Consider the following 17,827-nt stretch of genomic DNA (forward strand, 5'->3'; position numbering starts at 1 on the left):
ACGTCTGCGGCGACGGCCGCCGCATGGCACCCGCCGTACGCGAGGCCCTCGCCGCCATCTACCGCAAGCACACCGGCGCCGACGACGAGACCGCCCAGCAGTGGCTCGCCCAGCTGGAAGCGGACGAGCGCTACCAGCAGGACGTCTTCTCCTGACCCTCAGACGCCGGGAGGGTGCGGCGGTCCTGACACCCCGCACCCCCCCGGCCACCACTCCCCCACAAGGCACCACACGGCACCCATCGGCCTGAACCGCCGGGAGTGCCGCTCACAGAAAGCAGAGCACCATGGACACCATGCTCGCCGGACGCTTCCACGTGGACAGCAAGAAGTTCTCCGTGGAGGAGGTCCCCGTCCCCGTGCCCGGCCCGGGCGAGGTACTTGTCGAGGTCAAGGCCGCGGGCGTCTGCCTGTCAGACGTCCACCTGCTCGACGGCTCGCTCCCCCCGCTCTTCCTGGACTCCGACACGGTCACCGTCGGCCACGAGGTCTCCGGTGTCATCCACACCCTCGGCCCCGACCTCAAGCGCGGCCTGACCGTCGGCACCCGCGTCACCCTGGAGGCCGGCAAGACCTGCGGCCAGTGCGCCGGCTGCGTGCGCAGCCGCCCCTGCAGCCAGATGCGCACCGCCGGCATCGACTACGACGGCGGCTGGGCCCAGTACATGGTCACCCCCGAGGCAACCCTCATCCCCATCCCCGACAGCCTCCCCTTCGACCAGGCCGCGATCATCCCCGACGCGGTCTCCACCCCCTACGCCGCCGTCGTCGCCACCGCCGGGGTGCGCCCCGCCCAGTCCGTCGGCGTCTGGGGCGTGGGCGGTGTCGGCGCGCACAACGTCCGCGTCGCCCGCCTGGTCGGCGCCGCACCGATCATCGCCATCGACCCGCTGCCCAGCGCCCGCGAGCGCGCCCTGGAATTCGGCGCGGACCTGGCCCTGGACCCGGCCGCCCCCGACTTCGCCGACCAGATCCGCGCGGCCACCGCCGGGCAGGGCCTGGACTTCGCCTTCGACTGCGCCGGCGTGCCCGCCGTCCGCGAGCAGGCCGCCGCCACCCTCGGCCTGGGCGGAGTCCTCATCCTGGTCGGCATCACGCCCAGGCCGCTCACCATCACCGAAGGCCTGACCTTCAACTACATGATGAAGCAGGTGCGCGGCCACTACGGCGCCACCCCCGAGGGCGTCACCGAGCTGGTCCAGCTGGCCTCCAACGGCCGCCTCGACCTGGCCCCCTCCATCACCGACCACATCCCGCTCGCCGACGCCGCCGACGCGGTCAACCGGCTGGAGAACAAGATCGGCGACCCGATCCGCCTCATCCTCGTCCCCTGACAACTCTGCAGAAGGACGACCAAGACCACCTCGGGCAGGGGTGAGTGGGCGCCGGTGCTTGAGGGAGCACCGGCGCCCTCGGCTTCCCGGTATCCGGGTCTGGCGCATACCGACCTCCGGGGCAGGTGAAGTCGGGCAGGGCGAGCCGGGTGATACCTCTGCGTGGGACGCACCGATGTACTGGCCGCCGCGGGAGGAACGGAACGCGAGGTCTCCCGGTGAGCGCCACGCCGAAGTGGAGAGTCAGGTGACTCCTTCCGCTGCGGACTGTGGAACCGCTGCCGGCGACTCGTACCTGGGTGCCAGAACCGGCTCCTCCCAAGCGGCGTACAGTCCGCCCGCCTGCGGCCACAGGACGCGCCGGCGTCCCGCTCCTCCGCCACCGGGTCATCCTGATGGCCGGCCTACGCCGCCGCTACGCGGGTCGGCCCACCGCCACACCGAGATGATCTCCGGCTACGAAAATCTTGCCAGAGCCGCGTTCAGGTGTACGCCGACAGGTGCTGCATCGTCAGCCGGTCGAAGCCCCCGAGGCCCCCCGAGGAACCTCGCGATCGTCTCGGCGGGCCGGGCGAGATGGTGCTCATACGACCCCAGGAATACCCTCCAAGTCCAGCGCTGCCGCGTCCGAGAAGAGCTTTGGCGCGCCCAGGGCGCACTCCGCCCAGACCGTCTTGCCACGTCGGGCATGGCGCGTTCCCCAGTGCTCGGCGAGTTGGGCGACAAGGAACAGACCTCGCCCGCCCTCGTCGAAGACACGGGCCCGGCGCAGGTGCGGAGTCGTGCTGCCGGCATCCGCGACCTCGCACATGAGGGTGCGATCGTGGATGAGACGCAGCTGGATGGGAGGCCGGCCGTAGCGGATGGCGTTGGTGACCAGTTCGCTGACGACCAGTTCGGCGGTGAAGTCGAGTTCCTCCAGTCCCCAGGTGGTCAGCTGCTCGGAGACGTTCGCTCTGGCCCGGGCGACCTCGGCCGGGTCGGCATCCACGTCCCAAGTGGCGACCTGACCGTCCCCGAGAGCGTGGGTGCGGGCCAGGAGGAGTGCCACGTCGTCGTCCGGTCGGTCTGCCGGCAGCAGCGCTTCGAGGACGGTGTCGCAGGTCGCCTCCAGGGAGGCGGAGGACTGCGCGAGGGCGTGGCACAGTCGGGTGAGGCCCGCCTCGATGTCGTGGTCGAGGGCCTCGATCAGGCCGTCGGTGTAGAGGGCGATGAGGCTGCCCTCGGGCAGGTCGATCTCCGCCGCCTCGAACGGCAGGCCGCCCAGGCCGAGTGGCGGGCCGGCGGGCAGCTCGAGGATCTCGGCGGTTCCGTCCCGGGTCATCACGGCGGGCAGCACGTGGCCCGCGCGGGCGAGGGTGCAGCAGCGGGCGACGGGATCGTACACGGCGTACAGGCAGGTGGCCCCGATGTCCCCCGCGGGTTCGGTGTCCGTTCGGGCAGAGACCTCGGAAGAGACTTCGGCGGCCAGGCGGATGACGACGTCGTCCAGGTGGGTGAGGAGTTCGTCGGGCGGCAGGTCGATGTCGGCGAGGGTGCGCACGGCGGTCCGCAGCCGACCCATGGTGGCGGCGGCGTGGATGCCGTGGCCGACCACGTCGCCCACCACGAGTGCGACCCGGGCACCGGACAGCGGGATGACGTCGTACCAGTCGCCGCCCACGCCGAGCTGGGCGGCAGCAGGCAGGTAGCGGCAGGCGACCTCCACGGCGGACAGCGCGGGTGTACTGCGCGGGAGCAGACTGCGCTGGAGGGTGAGGGCGGTGGCGCGGGCGTGCGTGTATCGGCGAGCGTTGTCGATGGCGACCGCCGCCCTGGCCGCGACCTCCTGGGCGAGGAGCAGATCCTCGTCCCCGTACGCGTCGGGCTTGTGGTGACGGAAGAACTGAGCGACACCCAGCGTGGTGCCACGGGCGCACAGCGGTACCAGCAGCATGGATGCGGACGGGCCGAGGTGGTGCTGTGAGGGCCGGCCGGTGACCAGGGCGCGAGCCGGTGGTGATCCGTCCGGATACCTGTGGAGCTGCTGCGGCGGAACCGGCGATTCCCCGTAGATCGCTTCCAGGGAGGTCGTCTCGGGGGAACCGTCCATCCCCCGCTGGGCGACTCTGCGGACCACGAGTGCGCCCTTCGCAGGAGGCTCGTCTCCGGAAGGTGTGTCGAGGAGGTCGACGGTGACGGCGTCGGCGAAGTGCTCGGTGGCCAGGTCCGCCAACTCCTGGGCGGTGCGGGCGATGTCCAGGGTCGTTCCGACGCGTACGCTCGCCTCGTTCACCACCGACAGCCGCCACTGCACCCGGCGATCCCGCTCCTCCTGGAAGGCCAGGACGCCCGTCTCCGATGTGCGGTCCACGTACTCGGTCATCAGTGCGATCAGCTTGCGTGTCGCCGCGTTGATCAGCTCTGCATCGCTGGTGAGCCGGGGCAGCTCTTCGAGCAGCCGGTCGAGGATACGGCCCTGCGAGAGCGGGAAGGCGCGCAGCATCGCTGTGACCGGCTTCCCGCGCTGAGCCAGCCGACGCGCGCGCTCTGCGTCGGCGGCCGGCGGGTCGATCCGCCTTGGCCCGATGCCGTGCTCGATGCCGAAAAGTATGGCGCGGACGTGCTCGGCGATGTTCTCCGCCGTCATCTGCGCGATGTCCGGTTCGTCCCACAGCTCGGGGACCTCGCGCCGCAGGCATTGCTCTACGTCGTGGATCAGCTCGTCCGCTCGCGGACTGAGTTCATGCGCGGCACGGGACAGAAGACTGTCCGCGGTGAGGTCCACGCTGATGACGTTACGCCGTCCCCTGGTGGCCCGCGAAGCCTCAGCCGGCTGCGCGGTGTCCGGGAGGAGCCCGGTCTCACGGGCTGGTCGTGGTCGAGGACGAGGGGTCCGCGCGGCCACCGGCGAACGGGGTGGCGCCCACGACTTTCCGGTTCCCACGGGGCTTGGCGCAGCCGGTGCTCCGGATCAACTGAGGTCGGGCAGCGGCCGCCGGGGCACCTGGTGGGCGTCGTCCGGCGGGACGCCGAGCATGCGCAGGACCATCTCGGCCAGGTCCGAGGCGGCCTCGTCGCCGTCGAGGTCGGGGCGGGCCAGCCGCAGTGCCACGAGGGACAGCAGGGTCCCGCCGAGGGCGGACAGGGCGGTGGTCGGGTTGGTGCAGGTGAAGCGGCCCGAGGCGATGCCGATCTCCAGGTCGCGCAGGGCTCGAGGGGCGAGGCCCCGGTCGGTGTGGATCTGGGCCAGACCGCGGTCCCGCAGGATCCGCATGAGCTCAGGGTGGGAGTCGGCCATCCGGGCGGTGAGCCGGAAGCCCGCCGCGACAAGCTCGGCCGGGTCGTCGATTCCTTGTACGCACTCGTCTATGACCTGCCCGAATTCCTCCAGGGCGTCTGTCACCGCGGCGTCGAACAGCTCCGTCTTGGACTCGAAGTGGTTGTAGAAGGAGCCGAAACCGACGTCCGCGCGCTCGGCGATGGCCTGGATGCTGGCGCTGGTGTCCCCGGTCTCCGCGAGGATCTGCCGGGCCGCGCGGACGAGCGCCTGACGGGTCTCGGCGCGGCGCCGTTCGAAGCGGTTCTTGGGCGGGGCTGACGTCGGCATACGGCGAGTGTAACAACCATCACGATCAGTCTGCCATTACTGATGAGATCATCAATTATTTGGGTCCACCCTATTGACGATGGGTAACGGCAAAGTTGATGATTTCCTCATTACAGCAGTGTTGCTTGGAGGACACCATGTCCCACACCTCCGTTAACAGGGCCGCCCCCCAGACGCCCCACCAAGACCTCCACAGTGAGCAGGGCGCCTTGCGCGGTGAGCATCCGGGACGGTCCCGGAATCCCGTGATCAAGGTGGCCGACCTGGCCTGGCTGGAGTTCGAGAAGCCTGACCTGGACCGGGCCGAGGTCTTCGCCCGTGACTTCGGCTTCGCGATCGCCGCCCGCACCGAGAGCGAGCTGTGGCTGCGCGGCACCTTCGCCGGCTCGCCCTGCATGGTGATCCGGCGTGGGCGTGTGTCGCGCTTCGTCGGACCGGCGTTCCGCGCGGCCGAGCGGGCCGACCTGGACCGGCTGGCCCGCGCCACCGGCAGTACCGTCCAGGACATCGGCGTACCGGGCGGTGGGCAGTCGGTCGCCCTGCTCGATCCCTCGGGCCTGCCGGTCCGGGTCGTGCACTGCGCCGAGCAGCTGCCCGAGCTGCCCGAGCAGCAGCCGCTGATCCTCAACTTCGGTACCGATCACCGTCGTACGAACGCCACCCAGCGTCCGCCCCGTGAGCCGTCCCGTATCCAGCGGCTGGGCCATGTGGTGCTGGAGACACGGATGTTCGCCCGCACCCTGGACTGGTACCTGGACACCCTCGGGATGATCGTGTCCGACTTCCTGTTCCTGGACGGGCAGCGCGGGCGCGGGCCGACGATGGCGTTCGTCCGGTGCGACCAAGGGAGCGTGGCCGTCGATCACCACACGCTGGCCCTGCACCTGGGGCCCGGCAGCGGCTACGTCCACTCCGCCTACCAGGTCACCGACCTCGACGCGATCGGCGCCGGCGGGGAGTACCTGGCCGAGCGCGGTTACCAGCGCAGCTGGGGCATCGGCCGGCACATCCAGGGCAGCCAGCTGTTCGACTACTGGCGCGACCCCGACCACTTCATGCTGGAGCACTTCGCCGACGGCGACCTCTTCTCCTGCGACCTGGAGCCGGGCTGGGCGCCGATGTCGGCGAGCGGCCTGTCCCAGTGGGGCCCGCCGGTCACCCGCGACTTCCTGGGCACCAGCCCGTCCCCCGCCAAGTTGCGCGAGGTCATGACGGCCCTGCGTGGCGACAACGAACTCGACCCCGCACGCCTGCTGGGCCTGATGAAAGCGATGAGCTCATGAGCACCAACGTTCTGCGCACCACCGACGGCTGGTGGGTCGTCCGGGACGAGCGCGCCGTCCGTGTCGGGACCAAGGCGGTCACCACCGCCGAGCTGCTCGCCGACCGGGACGCGGTCCGCGAGGCCGCCGCCTCCGCCGAGAGCGGCACGCCCGTCGCCGACCTGGTGGCGCTGCCTCCGGTCACCACCCCCTGCCGGGTGGTCGCCCAGATGGTCAACTACCGCAGCCACGCCAAGGATTCGGGCTTCACCGGCGACATTCCGCCCACCTTCTTCCGCAAAGCGTCCGGCTCGGTCAGCGGACCGCACGAGAAGATCGTCCGCCCCGCGCACGTGAAGTTCCTCGACTACGAGGTGGAACTCGGCCTCGTCATGGGCGCGACCCTGCCCGTGGGCACCGTCGTCGAGGAGCAGGACCTGCCGCGCTACGTAGCCGGCCTTGTCTTGACCAACGACGTCAGCGCCCGCGACGTCCAGCTGACCAAGACCCAGTTCTACGAGAGCAAGTCCTATCCGACCTTCACGCCGACGGGGCCGTACCTGGCCCTGCTGGAGCCCGAGGACTTCGCCCATCTGCTGAACCTGCGGTTGCAGCTGTCGGTCAACGGCGTGTCGCGCCAGGACCGCACGCTGGCCGACATGATCGTACGGCCCGCACAGGCGCTCACCCTGCTCGCCCGCTTCCAGACCCTCGACCCGGGCGACCTGCTGCTGACCGGCACTCCCGGCGGCACGGCCCTGAAGGCCCCGCCCAAGCCGGCCGAGAAGATCGGGGCGCTGCTGCCGCCTGCACTGAAGTGGAAGGCGTTCTTCAAGGGCCAGGCCAAGAACCCCCGCTACCTGCGCAACGGTGACCTCATCACCGCCACGATCGCCACCCCGGACGGGCAGATCAACCTCGGCGAGCAGCGCACCCCCGTTACGGACGCACCATGAAGGCCTCGTCCCGCAGGCCGGTGGTGATCATCGGCGGGGGACCCGTCGGGGTCACGGCCGCCCTCCTGCTCGCCCAGCACGGCGTGCGCAGCTTGATCCTCGAACGCCACGGGGACATCTACCCCCTGCCGCGCGCCGTCGTCGTGGACGACGAGATCCGCCGGATCCTGCAGAGCCTCGGGGTCCACGAGGAATTCGCCGCCCTCGCCCGCCCGGCGCCCGGGCTGCGGCTGCTGGACGCCCGGCGCCGCGTGATCACCGAATTCCCGCGGTCCATGGACGGACTCCACGGCTTCCCGCAGCTGAGCATGTTCAACCAGCCCGAGCTGGAACGCCTGCTGCGTGACGCCTTGGCGCGCCACCCGGAGTGCGAGCTGTGGAGCGGGGTGGAGGTCGTGTCCGTCACCCAGTCCCTCGCACAGTCCGTCGCACGGGACACCGACGGACCGAACGACCCGACGGGTCCCGTCCGGGTCACCTTCCGGCGCAACGGCAGCGACGAGGAGGAGCACCTGTGGGCCGATGCCGTCCTCGGCTGCGACGGCGCGGGCAGCCTCACTCGTGACGCCATCGGCACCGACTGGGAGGACCTGCACTTCCAGGAGAGCTGGCGGGTCATCGACGTGCGCACCACCCGCCCGGTGCGTACCTGGGAAGGCGCCGAGCAGATCTGCTGCCCCACCCGGCCGGCCACCTTCATGCGCATCAGCGAGGACCGCTACCGCTGGGAGTTCCGGCTGGCCGACGACCAGAACCTGGACGGCCCGGACGGATGGGAGCGCCTGCGCGAGCTGGTCGCCCCCTGGGTGGACCTGCCGGCCTCGCAGGGCGACGACTTCGAGGTGATCCGGCAGGCCCAGTACACCTTCCAGGCCCGTCTCGCCGACCGGTGGCGCAGGGGGCGCGTCTTCCTGCTGGGCGACGCCGCCCACCTCACCCCGCCCTTCGTCGGGCAGGGTCTGTGCTCCGGCCTGCGCGACGCCCACAACCTCACCTGGAAACTCGCCCGCGTCCTCCAACAGCGCGCACACGAGGACCTGCTGGATACCTACGAACGCGAGCGCAGGCCGCACGTCCGCCATGTGATCCGCGTGGCGGTCGCCGTCGGCTGGGCCATGACCGGCGGGCAGGACCGCGGTGCGGCGTTCCGCCGGGCCGTGGTGGGCGCGGTCTGTCGCATCCCCGGCGTGACCGCGGCGGTGAGCCGTGACCTCAGCCCCGCCCTGAGCGCCGGTCCACTCGTACGGCGCCGCCCCAGGCTGACCGGACGTGTACTGGCCGGCACCTTCTGCCCGCAGCCCTGGGTACGGCATGACGGCAGGCGAGTGCGCCTCGATGACGTCCTCGGGGACTCCTTCGCCGTCCTGACCGCCGTGCCGCCCACGGCGCAGATGACGGCCGTGGCCACGGCACTGGGCGCCCAGACGATCCACGTCGACGACCTGGGCGACGACGACACCGTGGCCGGCTGGCTGGCACGCGGCCGTGCCGACGCCGTCCTGCTGCGCCCCGACCGCGTCGTGATGGACATCGTCCCGGCCGGCACCGGCGACTTCACGGACACCGCCGCCTGGGCCCCCCTGCTGCACACGGCCCGCCGTACCGCCGACGCCCGGCCCGCCCCCTGACGAGGAACACCACACCATGACCACCCCGCACCCCACGCCGTACCCGGAACCCTTCTTCACTCCCGACCCGCACGTGGCCGCCCGCAGCCGCATGGCGGACTTCGCCGAATGGGCCGCCCGGCACAAGAGCGCCGACGGCGTTCCCGACCCCACCGACTACCAGGCCCTGCACCGCTGGTCCGTCACCGACCTGGAAGGGTTCTGGGAGGCGGTGTGGGAGTACTTCGCCATCGACGCGACGACGGAGTACGAGCGGGTGCTGGCCGAGGAGACCATGCCCGGCGCCCGCTGGTTCCCCGGCGCCACCCTCAACTACGTCCATCACGCGCTGCGCAACCTGCAGCCGGACGCTCCCGCGATCACCGCCCTGGACGAGACCGGAGCCGGCTATGAGATCACGGGCCGGGAGCTGCGCGCCCGGGTCGCCTCCGTCGCCGCCAGCCTGCGCGACCTGGGCGTCGGACAGGGCGACCGGGTGGTGGGCTACCTGCCCAACACCCCCCACGCCATCATCGCCTTCCTCGCCACCGCCAGCCTGGGCGCGGTGTGGTCGGTGTGCGGCCAGGACTACGCGCCCAAGGCCGCCGCCGACCGCTTCGCCCAGCTCGAACCCACGGTGCTCATCACCGCGGACGGCTACCTCTTCAACGGCACCACACACGACCGCCGGACCGCCTCGCTCGAACTCGCCGCCGCCCTGCCGACGCTGAAGGCCACGGTGCTCGTGGACCACGTGGGCCTTGCCTGGCCCGAGGGCCGGGGCTCGGGGCTGACGGTTCCCTGGGAGGACACGGCCACCCGCTCCGAGTACCTCACCATCGCCCCGGTGCCGTTCGACCACCCTCTGTGGGTCGTCTTCTCCTCCGGCACCACCGGCTTGCCCAAGGGCATCGTCCACGGGCACGGCGGGGTCCTGCTCGAACACCTCAAGATGCTCGGCCTGCACACCGATCTGGGCACCGGGGACCGCCTTCTGTGGTACACCACCACCCACTGGATGATGTGGAACCTGGTCGCCTCCACCCTGCTGACCGGTGCCACCACCTGCACCTACGACGGCAGCCCGGCACCGCAGGCGCGCCCGGACGTCCTGTGGGAGCTGGCGGCCCGTCACAAGGTCACCGTCTTCGGCACCAGTCCTCAGTACCTGCTGGCCATGGCCAAGCTGGGCATCGAACCCTCCGTGCACGACCTGTCGGCCGTCCGCGTCGTCGGCTGCACCGGCTCCGCTCTGCCCGCCTCCGCCTACCCCTGGGTCCGCGACCACGTGGGCGCCGGCGTCCAGCTGGCCTCCACCAGCGGCGGCACGGACATCGTCTCCGGCTTCGCCGGCAGCGCCTCCACGACCCCCGTCTGGGCGGGGGAGCTGTCCGCCCCCGGCCTGGGCGTGGCGCTGGCCGCCTACGACGCGACGGGCACCCCTGTCCTCGATCAGGTCGGCGAACTGGTCGTCACCCGGCCCATGCCGTCCATGCCGCTGTACTTCTGGAACGACCCCGACGGCAGCCGCTACCGCGACGCCTACTTCGGCGCCTACCCCGGTATATGGCGGCACGGCGACTGGATCACCCTCACCTCGCACGGCTCGGTGATCGTCCACGGCCGCTCCGACGCCACCCTCAACCGCAACGGCGTACGCCTGGGCAGTGCCGACATCCACGACGTCGTCGAACACCTCCCCGAGATCACCGAGGCCCTCGTCATCGGCGCGGAGGAACCCGACGGCGGCTACTGGATGCCGCTCTTCGTGGTCCTCGCCGACGGGGTCGGCCTGGACGACGCCCTGCGCGACCGGATCCGCGACGCGATCCGCGCCGGCGCCTCACCCCGCCACGTCCCCGACGAGATCATCGCCGTACCGGCCCTCCCGCACACGAAGACCGGCAAGAAGCTCGAGGTCCCCGTCAAGCGCCTGCTCCAGGGTGCTCCCGCCGAGCAGGTCCTCAACCCCTCGGCGGTCGACAACCCCGACCTGATCGCCTACTTCGCCCGCCTGGGCGCGGAGCGGAACAAGCGGTCAGCACACAACACATGACGTCGGCCAGGGGACACAGGCCCCCGTGACAGCACCGGGTCCTTGTGCCCCGCCCGGCTCCGCAAAGCCCGTCCCCACCGCGTGGTGCCGGGGCGGTCAACCCGCCCCGGCACCACACCATCCGCACAACCGAAGTAAGAGAGAAACCATGAGCATGACCGACCGCGAACCGCAGGCCCTCGATGTCCTCGACGACGCCGGACGAAAGGTGCTGTTCACCGAGGCCCGCACCGCGAACACCTTCGCCGAGGTGGCCGTCGCCGACGACGAACTCGCCTTGATCTGGGAACTCGCCCGCTGGTCGCCGAGCGCCGCCAACGGCCAGCCCCTGCGCGTGCTCTTCGTGCGCACCCCCGAGGGCAAGGAGCGTCTCGTCCGGCATCTCGACGAGGGCAACAGGGCCAAGACGCTCAGTGCGCCGGCCGTGGCGGTCCTGGCGTACGACGTCGACTTCCACGAGCAGATGCCGACCGTCTTCCCGGCTCGCGGCGAGATGCTGCGAGCGGCGTTCGCCGACCAGACGGAGAAGCGCGAGAGCCTCGCGGCCTACAACTCGGCACTGCAGACCGGGGTCTTCCTGCTCGCGGTGCGCGCGGCGGGGCTGGCGGCCGGTCCCATGGCGGGCTTCGACCGGGCCGGCGTGGACGAGGAGTTCTTCGCCGGTACCAGCTGGCGTTCGCATCTGGTGGTCAACATCGGTCACCCCGGCGCCGACCCGTGGTTCCCGCGGCTGCCCCGCGTGCCCGCCGAGGACGCCGTCGCCTATGCCTGAGGCACTGCCGCCGTCTGGTAGGTGAGAGGCGCCATGCCGTGGGCGCCGGTGCTCTTCTGAGTACCGGCGCCCATTTTTACCGAGGTGGCTGTGATGGATTTTCTGCAGAGGTGTCAGGGCACGAGAACGAGACCAGGGCGCCGACCGGCACCGTGACGATAAGTGCGCCGTCCTGCCGAGCTCACGCATCGCCCGCTGTCAGTCGGCCTGTTGCTCGGCGAGCCGCAGCCCGGCGGTCCACTTCTCCTCGACACGGCCGAGCTTCCACACGGCCAGGGCAGCAGCCCAGGTGGCGAAGAACAGGCCGACGGTGACGAAGCCGATGGTGATCAGGTCCAGGCCGCTGATCCAGCCCCAGAACGCGCCGTGCAGGCCGGCCTTGTCGGCGAACAGGCCCAGCCGTAGGCGAAGTTCATGAAAGAACCGTCGATGGTGTCCAGCAGGCTCATGCCGGCCGCGAAAAGGACCGGCAGGCAGAGGATGGCGTACCAGGGCAGGCCGAGCTGATACATCTGCCAGGGCCTGGTGATCGACTTCATCACGCGTCCAGCAGACGGTTGATGAGGGCGATGACGTAGAGGAACGTCCCGGAGACGGTCGTGCCGATCAGCTCGGTGACGTGGTGCAGCTCGGAGTTGTCCAAAGGTGCGCGGCTCTCGCTGCGCAGCAGCCGTTCATCGTGTCGATCTCGTCGCTCGAGTTCGGGGAGGGCGGTGCGCCAAGGCACGGAAATCTGGCGCCAGTTGACGCACACCGTCCTGCCAGGGGGTGTCGATCGCGAGTTTACGCATGGAGAGCGCCTCGATCCCGTCGGCGTGGGGAGGCCGCAACAAGCCGTGGCTCAGGGTGATGCCGGGGGTCAGTACGCGACGAGGCGGTGGAGAGACTGCAGGGCCCGGCGTCGAACGGCACCGGCAAAGTCGCAGAGGTCAAGACGAGTGCAGGCAGGAGGGTGCCGTTGAGCCCCTCCTGCCTGCCACCCGGGCGCGGTCAGGACTCGCTGATCCCCAGATCAGCGGCCGCCTGGCTACCGCCAGCGGGTATCACGGCGACGTGCACGGTCTGAGCCCACCCGTGCCGACGGCGCATGTCTCACCGGTGGTCGCGGCCTCGGTCGTGGTCGCACCACTTCGAGTCGCGGTCATACCGCTTCGAGTCGTGGTCGCACCACTTCGAGTCGCGGTCATGCCGGTCCCAGTCGCGGTCGTACCGCTTCGAGTCGCGGTCGTACCGGTCCCAGTCGTAGCGGTAGCTGCTGCTGTGCTTCCAGCTACGGTCCTCGTCATCCCAGTAGTAGTAGAAGTGACCCCGGCGGTCGTACCGGACCGAGTCGGTGTAGCGGTCGCTGTGCTGTCGGTCGCGGTATCCGTCCCGGCGGTCGTCCTCCTTGGATGTGTGCCGGTAGGCGACACCGCGGTCCCCCCGGTAGTCGTCGGCCTTGACGCTGACGGCCAGGCGCTGCACGTGCGCAGACTCAGGAACCGCGGCCGAGGCAGTGCCCCCGGCGCCGAGAATGGCTCCACCCGCGACCGCGGCGGAGGCGGCAGCGAGAGAAATGCGCCTCGTGAGCTTCCTCATGTTTATCCCCTTCGTGTTGGCGTCATCCGCAATCCCAGCGATTGCTTACGCAGGTGATGCGGTGCGCCCCGTCCATGTCGAAGCCGCATCGGCTGGTTCACCCCTCGTGAGGGCACAGCCGGCGGCCATCAATCGAAACGGAGGCCGCCGATCCGGTGGCTCTCCGCTGCGTTCCATACGTCGTATGGAAGTACATTGATATCAGAGAATGTCCGGAAATGTCGAACGCAGAGGTTCGCGGCGCCGAGGTGCGGCTCACCAGATCTGGCCGCGGCCCGGGTGCGCCGGCCCGCCGAGCAGCCAAGACGTGGCTCGCGGCGGACCGACGGCCGTGCGGCCGTCGGGACTCCCCGTTGATGCCACGTGCGACCACGACTCGAAGCGGTCCAACGACGACCGAGGCCGCGACAACCGGTGAGACATGGGCCGTCGGCACGGGTGGGCTCAGACCGTGCACGTCGCCGCGATACCCGCTGGCGGTAGGCAGGTGACCGTTGATCTGGGGATCAGCGACTCCTGACCGCGCCCGGGCGGCAGGCAGGAGGGGCTCAACGACCCTCCCGCCTGCGCCTGTCGACATTCCATACAGCGTACGGAATGGGTGATACCGTACAGCGTATGAAACGTCCGCGCCGACTTCGTCCGGCCGGAAGGCCCCCCTGGGCGGGGGCTCGGGTCTGCTCGTCGGAGTCGGCTGGACAGCCGGCGTCCGCTCCAACCCCGCCTTGGCCCACTTCGGCCTGCCGCTCGGCCCGCGTGGCCACGTCGACGCCCTGCACCCTCCAGGTCAGGGGCCTCGACCACGTGTGGGTCGCGGGCGACAACGCCAGGTTCCCGACCTGGCCGCCGAAGAGGGCGCGTGATGCCCTCCCGACGCGCAGCACGCCGTACGCGACCCCAGTGTTCGCCGACCACGTGATCGCGGTTCCGCGCGGCCGTCCGCCGAAGGAGTACCGGCACAAGAACCTGGGCGCGGTGGCCCGCTTCGGCCTCCACAAGGGCGTCGCGATCCTCTTCACCGAGGCGGCCACGCCGTCCCACAGCCGTACCTGATCTCTCCGCCCGTTTTTGTCCCTGTCTCTTTCCGTCATACCTGCGTCCGTCGCCTGGAGGACTGCCCCCATGCCACAGAACACCGTCGCCGCCGCTCGCGGCACTGAGACCACACCGGAGAATGGGCCTGCCGACCCGTCACACCAGCGCCGCTGGTGGATTCTGGTGGTCATTTCACTCGCCCAACTGATGGGCGTCCTCGACGGCACCATCGTGAACATCGCTCTGCCGTCCGCCCAGCACGACCTGGGCTTCTCGGACGCCGACCGGCAGTGGGTGGTCACCGCCTACGCGCTGGCCTTCGGCAGCCTGCTACTGCTCGGCGGCCGGGTCGCAGACCTTGTCGGGCGGAAGGTGACCTTCCTGGTGGGTCTGACCGGCTTCGCGGCCGCTTCCATACTGGGAGGCGCGGCGAACAGTTTCGGCATGCTCGTCACCGCGCGCGGGATCCAGGGCCTGTTCGCCGCCCTGCTGGCTCCGTCCGCGCTGTCGCTCCTGATGACCACCTTCACCGATCCGCGCGAGCGGGCGAAGGCCTTCACCGTCGCAGGCTCGGTCGCCGGTGCGGGTGGAGCCATCGGCCTGATCCTCGGCGGGGTGCTGACCGAGTACCTGGACTGGCGCTGGACCATGTACGTCAACGTGGTCTTCGCGGTGGTGGCGTTCGTCGGTGGCGCAGCCCTGCTGCACCGCACCCCGCGAGACACGTCCTCGAAGCTCGACGTCCCCGGCACCCTGCTGGTCTCCGCCGGTCTGTTCTGCCTGGTCTACGGTTTCTCGAACGCCGAGACGCACGGCTGGGGTTCGGTGGCGACCTGGGGCATGCTCGCGGCCGGTGCCGTACTGGTGGGCCTCTTCGTCTGGTGGCAGAGCAAGGCGGCATATCCACTGCTGCCCCTGCGGATCCTGCTGGACCGTAACCGCGGCGCCTCCTTCGTCGCCCTCTTCGTCAGCGGCGCGGGCATGTTCGGCGTGTTCCTGTTCCTGACCTACTACCTGCAGCAGAGCCTCGGTTTCAGCGCCCTGAAGACCGGCTTCGCCTTCCTGCCCATGATCGTGGCATCGGCGTCCGCCTCCGCCGTGGCCGCCAACGTCCTGGTGCCGCGCATAGGCCCCAAGCCGGTGGTACCGGTGGGCATGGCCATTGCGGCCGCCGGCCTGGTCTGGATGACCGCGCTGGACCTGAACAGCGGATACGTGACGCAGGTACTGCCGCAGCTGGTGCTCGTCGGCATCGGGCTGGGCGCGGTCATCGCGCCCGCGATGAGCCTGGCCACCTCCGGCGTGGCCGCGGCCGACGCCGGAGCCGCGTCCGCCGCCGTCAACACCGTCCAGCAGGTCGGCGGGTCCATCGGCGTCGCCCTGCTCAGCACGATGGCCTCCGAAGCCGTCACCGACCACTTGTCAGACCGCAACCCCAAGGACCCCGGCGTCCTGGCCCAGGCCGGCCTCGAGGGCTACTCCACCGCCTACTGGTGGTCGGCGGCCATCTTCGTCATCGGCCTGGGCGTGACCGCCCTGATCTACCGCCGTGGTGTGCCCCAGCAGGACGAGAGCGCCGCACCTGTCGTTCACATGTGACCAATGAACGGGTCTGTCTGAGAGGGGCGCAGGCCGTGCTGCAGTCACCTGCTGCAACAGCTGCCGTGCACGAGGAATCAAAGAGGGAAGTATCCGGGTACCTTTGACGGGGCAGCCCCGGGAGAGTCGTGCAGATTCTCTTGGGGTTTCCATCAGCCGTCTCTGAGACAAAATGTCCCACAGTAAGCCGTAAGCCGCGTTGTCTCACAGAAGGGAAATGAGAGGCGAAGGTGGAAGACAGAATCGATCCGCGCCTGGCGCGCAGCCGTGACGCCATGGTCTCGGCGGCCACCGCATTGCTCACGGAGAGCGGGCTGGAGGCCGTGACACATCAAGCGGTTGCCGCCCGTGCCCGCGTTGGCAGAGCCACCGTCTATCGGCACTGGCCCAACCTTCTCGACCTCCGCCTGACCGCGCTGGAAGCCGGCATGCCGCCTCTGCCTCCGGTGCCCGAGGAGCTTCGGGCCGCTTCGGGCACCGATCCGCGAGCGGAGCTCGTTGACCGTCTGGGCGTGCTTGCCGAGCGGTGGGACGACGAACAGGCCGGTGCCGTCCTTGCCGCGATTCTCGGGGGCTCACGGCATGACGAAGGCATGCGCCGCCTCCGGGAGTCGCTGCTGAACCAGATCGCCGATGCCCTGCGCCCCGCTGTTACCGCGGCCGTGGAGCGCGGCCAGCTCAGGTCCGACGTCACCCCCGAGACCTTTGCCATGGCTACCGCGGGGCCCCTGTTCTTCGAGCGCTTTCTCGCCGGAAACCGCCTGGGGCGTGACACCGTGGACGCCGTCGTGGATGCCGCTCTGCGGGGCTGGTCCTAGGGCCTGTCCGGCGGATCATGCCGCAGACGCGGGGCGTGGCACGCCCGCCCCCAAGCTCTCGGCTTCGCTCGAGCAGGGAGGTACCCCCTCCGGCGTTGTCGTCGGTTGCCGACTCCCCCAAGTTCTCGGCTTCGCTCGAACAGGGGGGACCCCCATCGCGTCGACGCCCTCCTCCGCCTTGCAGCCGCACGCACCAGGCCCCGCTCACCGGCGACTATCAGGCGCCGCTGCTTCCCTGCGACCTGATCCGCCGGACAGGCCCTAGCGTCGTTGAGTCCCCGGCGTGGCTGGATGTCCGCCGTTCGGCCGGGGCCGATCAAGGTGGCAGCCCTTCGCAACCCATGCAGAGCTGCGAGGGTCCTGTCACCTCCGGGTTTCCCGACCACCCCAGCAGCAGTCGGCCGAACCTGCCGGCACGAACCGATCGGCCCTCCGCCAGGAGGGCCGCGGTATCGGCCTCTACAACAAGCTCGACGCCTACGCCCTCCAGGACCAGGGCCTCGACACCTACGAGGCCGACGCGGCCCTCGGCCTCCCCGAGGACGCCCGCGACTACACCGCCGCCGCGCAGATGCTCGCCGCTCTCGGCATCTCTGAGCTGGACCTGCTGTCCAACAACCCGGACAAGGCGGCCCAGCTGCGCACCCTGGGCCTTACGGTGACCCAGCACGTTCCCACGGCGTCTTCACCACGGCCCACAACGTCCACTACCTCCGTACCAAGGTGGTCCGCACCCAGCACACGCTGCCGCTGACGGAACCGACGGCGGGCTGACGGCCGATGCCCATCGGCTCATGGCCCAGCCCTGTCGTCACCGCGCGTGACCAGGCAGATGGGCCGCGTCGCCGAGCAGGCAGACGCGTCCCCGGCGCCGGCGGTCGCGATGCGAACCCGGAAGCTGTACTCGGTAAGTCGCGGGCTCTCGGTCCTGTTAGCGGGCCCAGCCTGAGGCTGGCACACTGAATTTGTGCTTCCGCTAATGGCCGCTGCTGAGCAGAACGCGATCTCGTCGCTTTCTGCTGCCAGCATTGTTTCGGTCAGTGCATTGGTCTTCACCGTCGCCTCATTCTGGTGGCTCAACGCCAGACAAGGACGCCTGGAGTCGTGGGAGCCTCATTCCTTTGCAGCGATTGTCCACGGCTCCATGGTTCGCCTGCGGCTTCCGCTCGTCGTGCACAACACCGGTGTCAAGCCGATAGTCGTGCAGGATCTCAGGCTGAGC

The 17,827-nt window shown here is 70.1% G+C and carries 12 protein-coding genes and 3 pseudogenes; 11 read left to right on the forward strand and 4 right to left on the reverse strand.

Annotation, left to right across the window (positions count from 1 at the left end; all coding sequences use genetic code 11):
* Window positions 1-286: 286 nt before the first annotated feature.
* A complete protein-coding gene (locus tag ACX28W_RS42505) occupies window positions 287-1,333 on the forward strand; it encodes a zinc-binding dehydrogenase (RefSeq protein ID WP_459005456.1) in 1,047 nt (348 codons plus the stop codon).
* A 583-nt stretch (window positions 1,334-1,916) separates the two neighbouring features.
* On the opposite strand, the gene ACX28W_RS42510 is transcribed toward ACX28W_RS42505, so the two are convergent.
* Entirely contained in the window at window positions 1,917-4,100 is a 2,184-nt protein-coding gene (locus ACX28W_RS42510) for an ATP-binding SpoIIE family protein phosphatase (protein ID WP_459005457.1), read from the reverse strand.
* A gap of 186 nt (window positions 4,101-4,286) precedes the next feature.
* Window positions 4,287-4,922 carry a TetR/AcrR family transcriptional regulator gene (locus ACX28W_RS42515; RefSeq protein ID WP_459005458.1) on the reverse strand — a complete coding sequence of 212 codons (636 nt, stop codon included), beginning with the start codon at window positions 4,920-4,922 and terminating at the stop codon, window positions 4,287-4,289.
* A 137-nt stretch (window positions 4,923-5,059) separates the two neighbouring features.
* On the opposite strand from ACX28W_RS42515, the gene ACX28W_RS42520 reads away from it, so the two are divergent.
* From ACX28W_RS42520 to ACX28W_RS42540, 5 genes are all read left to right on the forward strand, one after another.
* Window positions 5,060-6,205 (forward strand): VOC family protein, encoded by a 1,146-nt coding sequence (locus tag ACX28W_RS42520; protein WP_459005459.1) that lies wholly within the window; start codon window positions 5,060-5,062, stop codon window positions 6,203-6,205.
* Window positions 6,202-7,140 (forward strand): fumarylacetoacetate hydrolase family protein, encoded by a 939-nt coding sequence (locus ACX28W_RS42525; RefSeq protein ID WP_459005460.1) that lies wholly within the window; start codon window positions 6,202-6,204, stop codon window positions 7,138-7,140. The genes ACX28W_RS42520 and ACX28W_RS42525 overlap by 4 nt, the downstream gene beginning before the upstream one ends.
* Entirely contained in the window at window positions 7,137-8,768 is a 1,632-nt protein-coding gene (gene mhpA / locus ACX28W_RS42530) for a bifunctional 3-(3-hydroxy-phenyl)propionate/3-hydroxycinnamic acid hydroxylase MhpA (RefSeq protein WP_459005461.1), read from the forward strand. The genes ACX28W_RS42525 and mhpA overlap by 4 nt, the downstream gene beginning before the upstream one ends.
* 16 nt (window positions 8,769-8,784) lie before the next feature.
* On the forward strand, window positions 8,785-10,803 hold the full coding sequence (locus ACX28W_RS42535) for an acetoacetate--CoA ligase (protein ID WP_459005462.1): 2,019 nt from the start codon (window positions 8,785-8,787) through the stop codon (window positions 10,801-10,803).
* A 148-nt stretch (window positions 10,804-10,951) separates the two neighbouring features.
* Window positions 10,952-11,575 carry a malonic semialdehyde reductase gene (locus ACX28W_RS42540; protein ID WP_459005463.1) on the forward strand — a complete coding sequence of 208 codons (624 nt, stop codon included), beginning with the start codon at window positions 10,952-10,954 and terminating at the stop codon, window positions 11,573-11,575.
* 198 nt (window positions 11,576-11,773) lie between these two features.
* On the opposite strand, the pseudogene ACX28W_RS42545 reads toward ACX28W_RS42540, so the two are convergent.
* Together ACX28W_RS42545 and ACX28W_RS42550 are read right to left on the reverse strand one after the other, a co-directional pair.
* Window positions 11,774-12,215, reverse strand: a pseudogene (locus ACX28W_RS42545) (HoxN/HupN/NixA family nickel/cobalt transporter); the annotation flags it as partial.
* Between the two features lie 452 nt (window positions 12,216-12,667).
* Complete coding sequence (locus ACX28W_RS42550; RefSeq protein ID WP_459005464.1) at window positions 12,668-13,153, reverse strand: hypothetical protein; 486 nt, start codon at window positions 13,151-13,153, stop codon at window positions 12,668-12,670.
* A 695-nt stretch (window positions 13,154-13,848) separates the two neighbouring features.
* Between ACX28W_RS42550 and ACX28W_RS42555 the strand changes: the two are divergent.
* The 5 genes and pseudogenes from ACX28W_RS42555 to ACX28W_RS42575 all read left to right on the forward strand — a co-directional run.
* Window positions 13,849-14,167 (forward strand): annotated as a pseudogene (locus ACX28W_RS42555) (NAD(P)/FAD-dependent oxidoreductase); the annotation flags it as partial.
* 108 nt (window positions 14,168-14,275) lie between these two features.
* Complete coding sequence (locus tag ACX28W_RS42560; RefSeq protein WP_459005465.1) at window positions 14,276-15,787, forward strand: MFS transporter; 1,512 nt, start codon at window positions 14,276-14,278, stop codon at window positions 15,785-15,787.
* Window positions 15,788-16,017: 230 nt separating this feature from the next.
* On the forward strand, window positions 16,018-16,605 hold the full coding sequence (locus ACX28W_RS42565; RefSeq protein WP_459005466.1) for a TetR/AcrR family transcriptional regulator: 588 nt from the start codon (window positions 16,018-16,020) through the stop codon (window positions 16,603-16,605).
* A gap of 430 nt (window positions 16,606-17,035) precedes the next feature.
* Window positions 17,036-17,379 (forward strand): annotated as a pseudogene (gene ribA, locus ACX28W_RS42570) (GTP cyclohydrolase II RibA); the annotation flags it as partial.
* Window positions 17,380-17,584: 205 nt separating this feature from the next.
* On the forward strand, window positions 17,585-17,827 hold a 243-nt coding region (locus tag ACX28W_RS42575; protein WP_459005467.1), incomplete at its 3' end, for a hypothetical protein.

This window comes from Streptomyces sp. SD15 (assembly GCF_054462255.1).

Coding starts and splice junctions, on each gene's coding strand:
- ACX28W_RS42505 (WP_459005456.1), top strand. CDS start 287: ATGGACACCATGCTCGCCGGACGCTTCCACGTGGACAGCAAGAAGTTC.
- ACX28W_RS42515 (WP_459005458.1), bottom strand. CDS start 4,922: ATGCCGACGTCAGCCCCGCCCAAGAACCGCTTCGAACGGCGCCGCGCC.
- ACX28W_RS42520 (WP_459005459.1), top strand. CDS start 5,060: ATGTCCCACACCTCCGTTAACAGGGCCGCCCCCCAGACGCCCCACCAA.
- ACX28W_RS42525 (WP_459005460.1), top strand. CDS start 6,202: ATGAGCACCAACGTTCTGCGCACCACCGACGGCTGGTGGGTCGTCCGG.
- mhpA (WP_459005461.1), top strand. CDS start 7,137: ATGAAGGCCTCGTCCCGCAGGCCGGTGGTGATCATCGGCGGGGGACCC.
- ACX28W_RS42535 (WP_459005462.1), top strand. CDS start 8,785: ATGACCACCCCGCACCCCACGCCGTACCCGGAACCCTTCTTCACTCCC.
- ACX28W_RS42540 (WP_459005463.1), top strand. CDS start 10,952: ATGAGCATGACCGACCGCGAACCGCAGGCCCTCGATGTCCTCGACGAC.
- ACX28W_RS42550 (WP_459005464.1), bottom strand. CDS start 13,153: ATGAGGAAGCTCACGAGGCGCATTTCTCTCGCTGCCGCCTCCGCCGCG.
- ACX28W_RS42560 (WP_459005465.1), top strand. CDS start 14,276: ATGCCACAGAACACCGTCGCCGCCGCTCGCGGCACTGAGACCACACCG.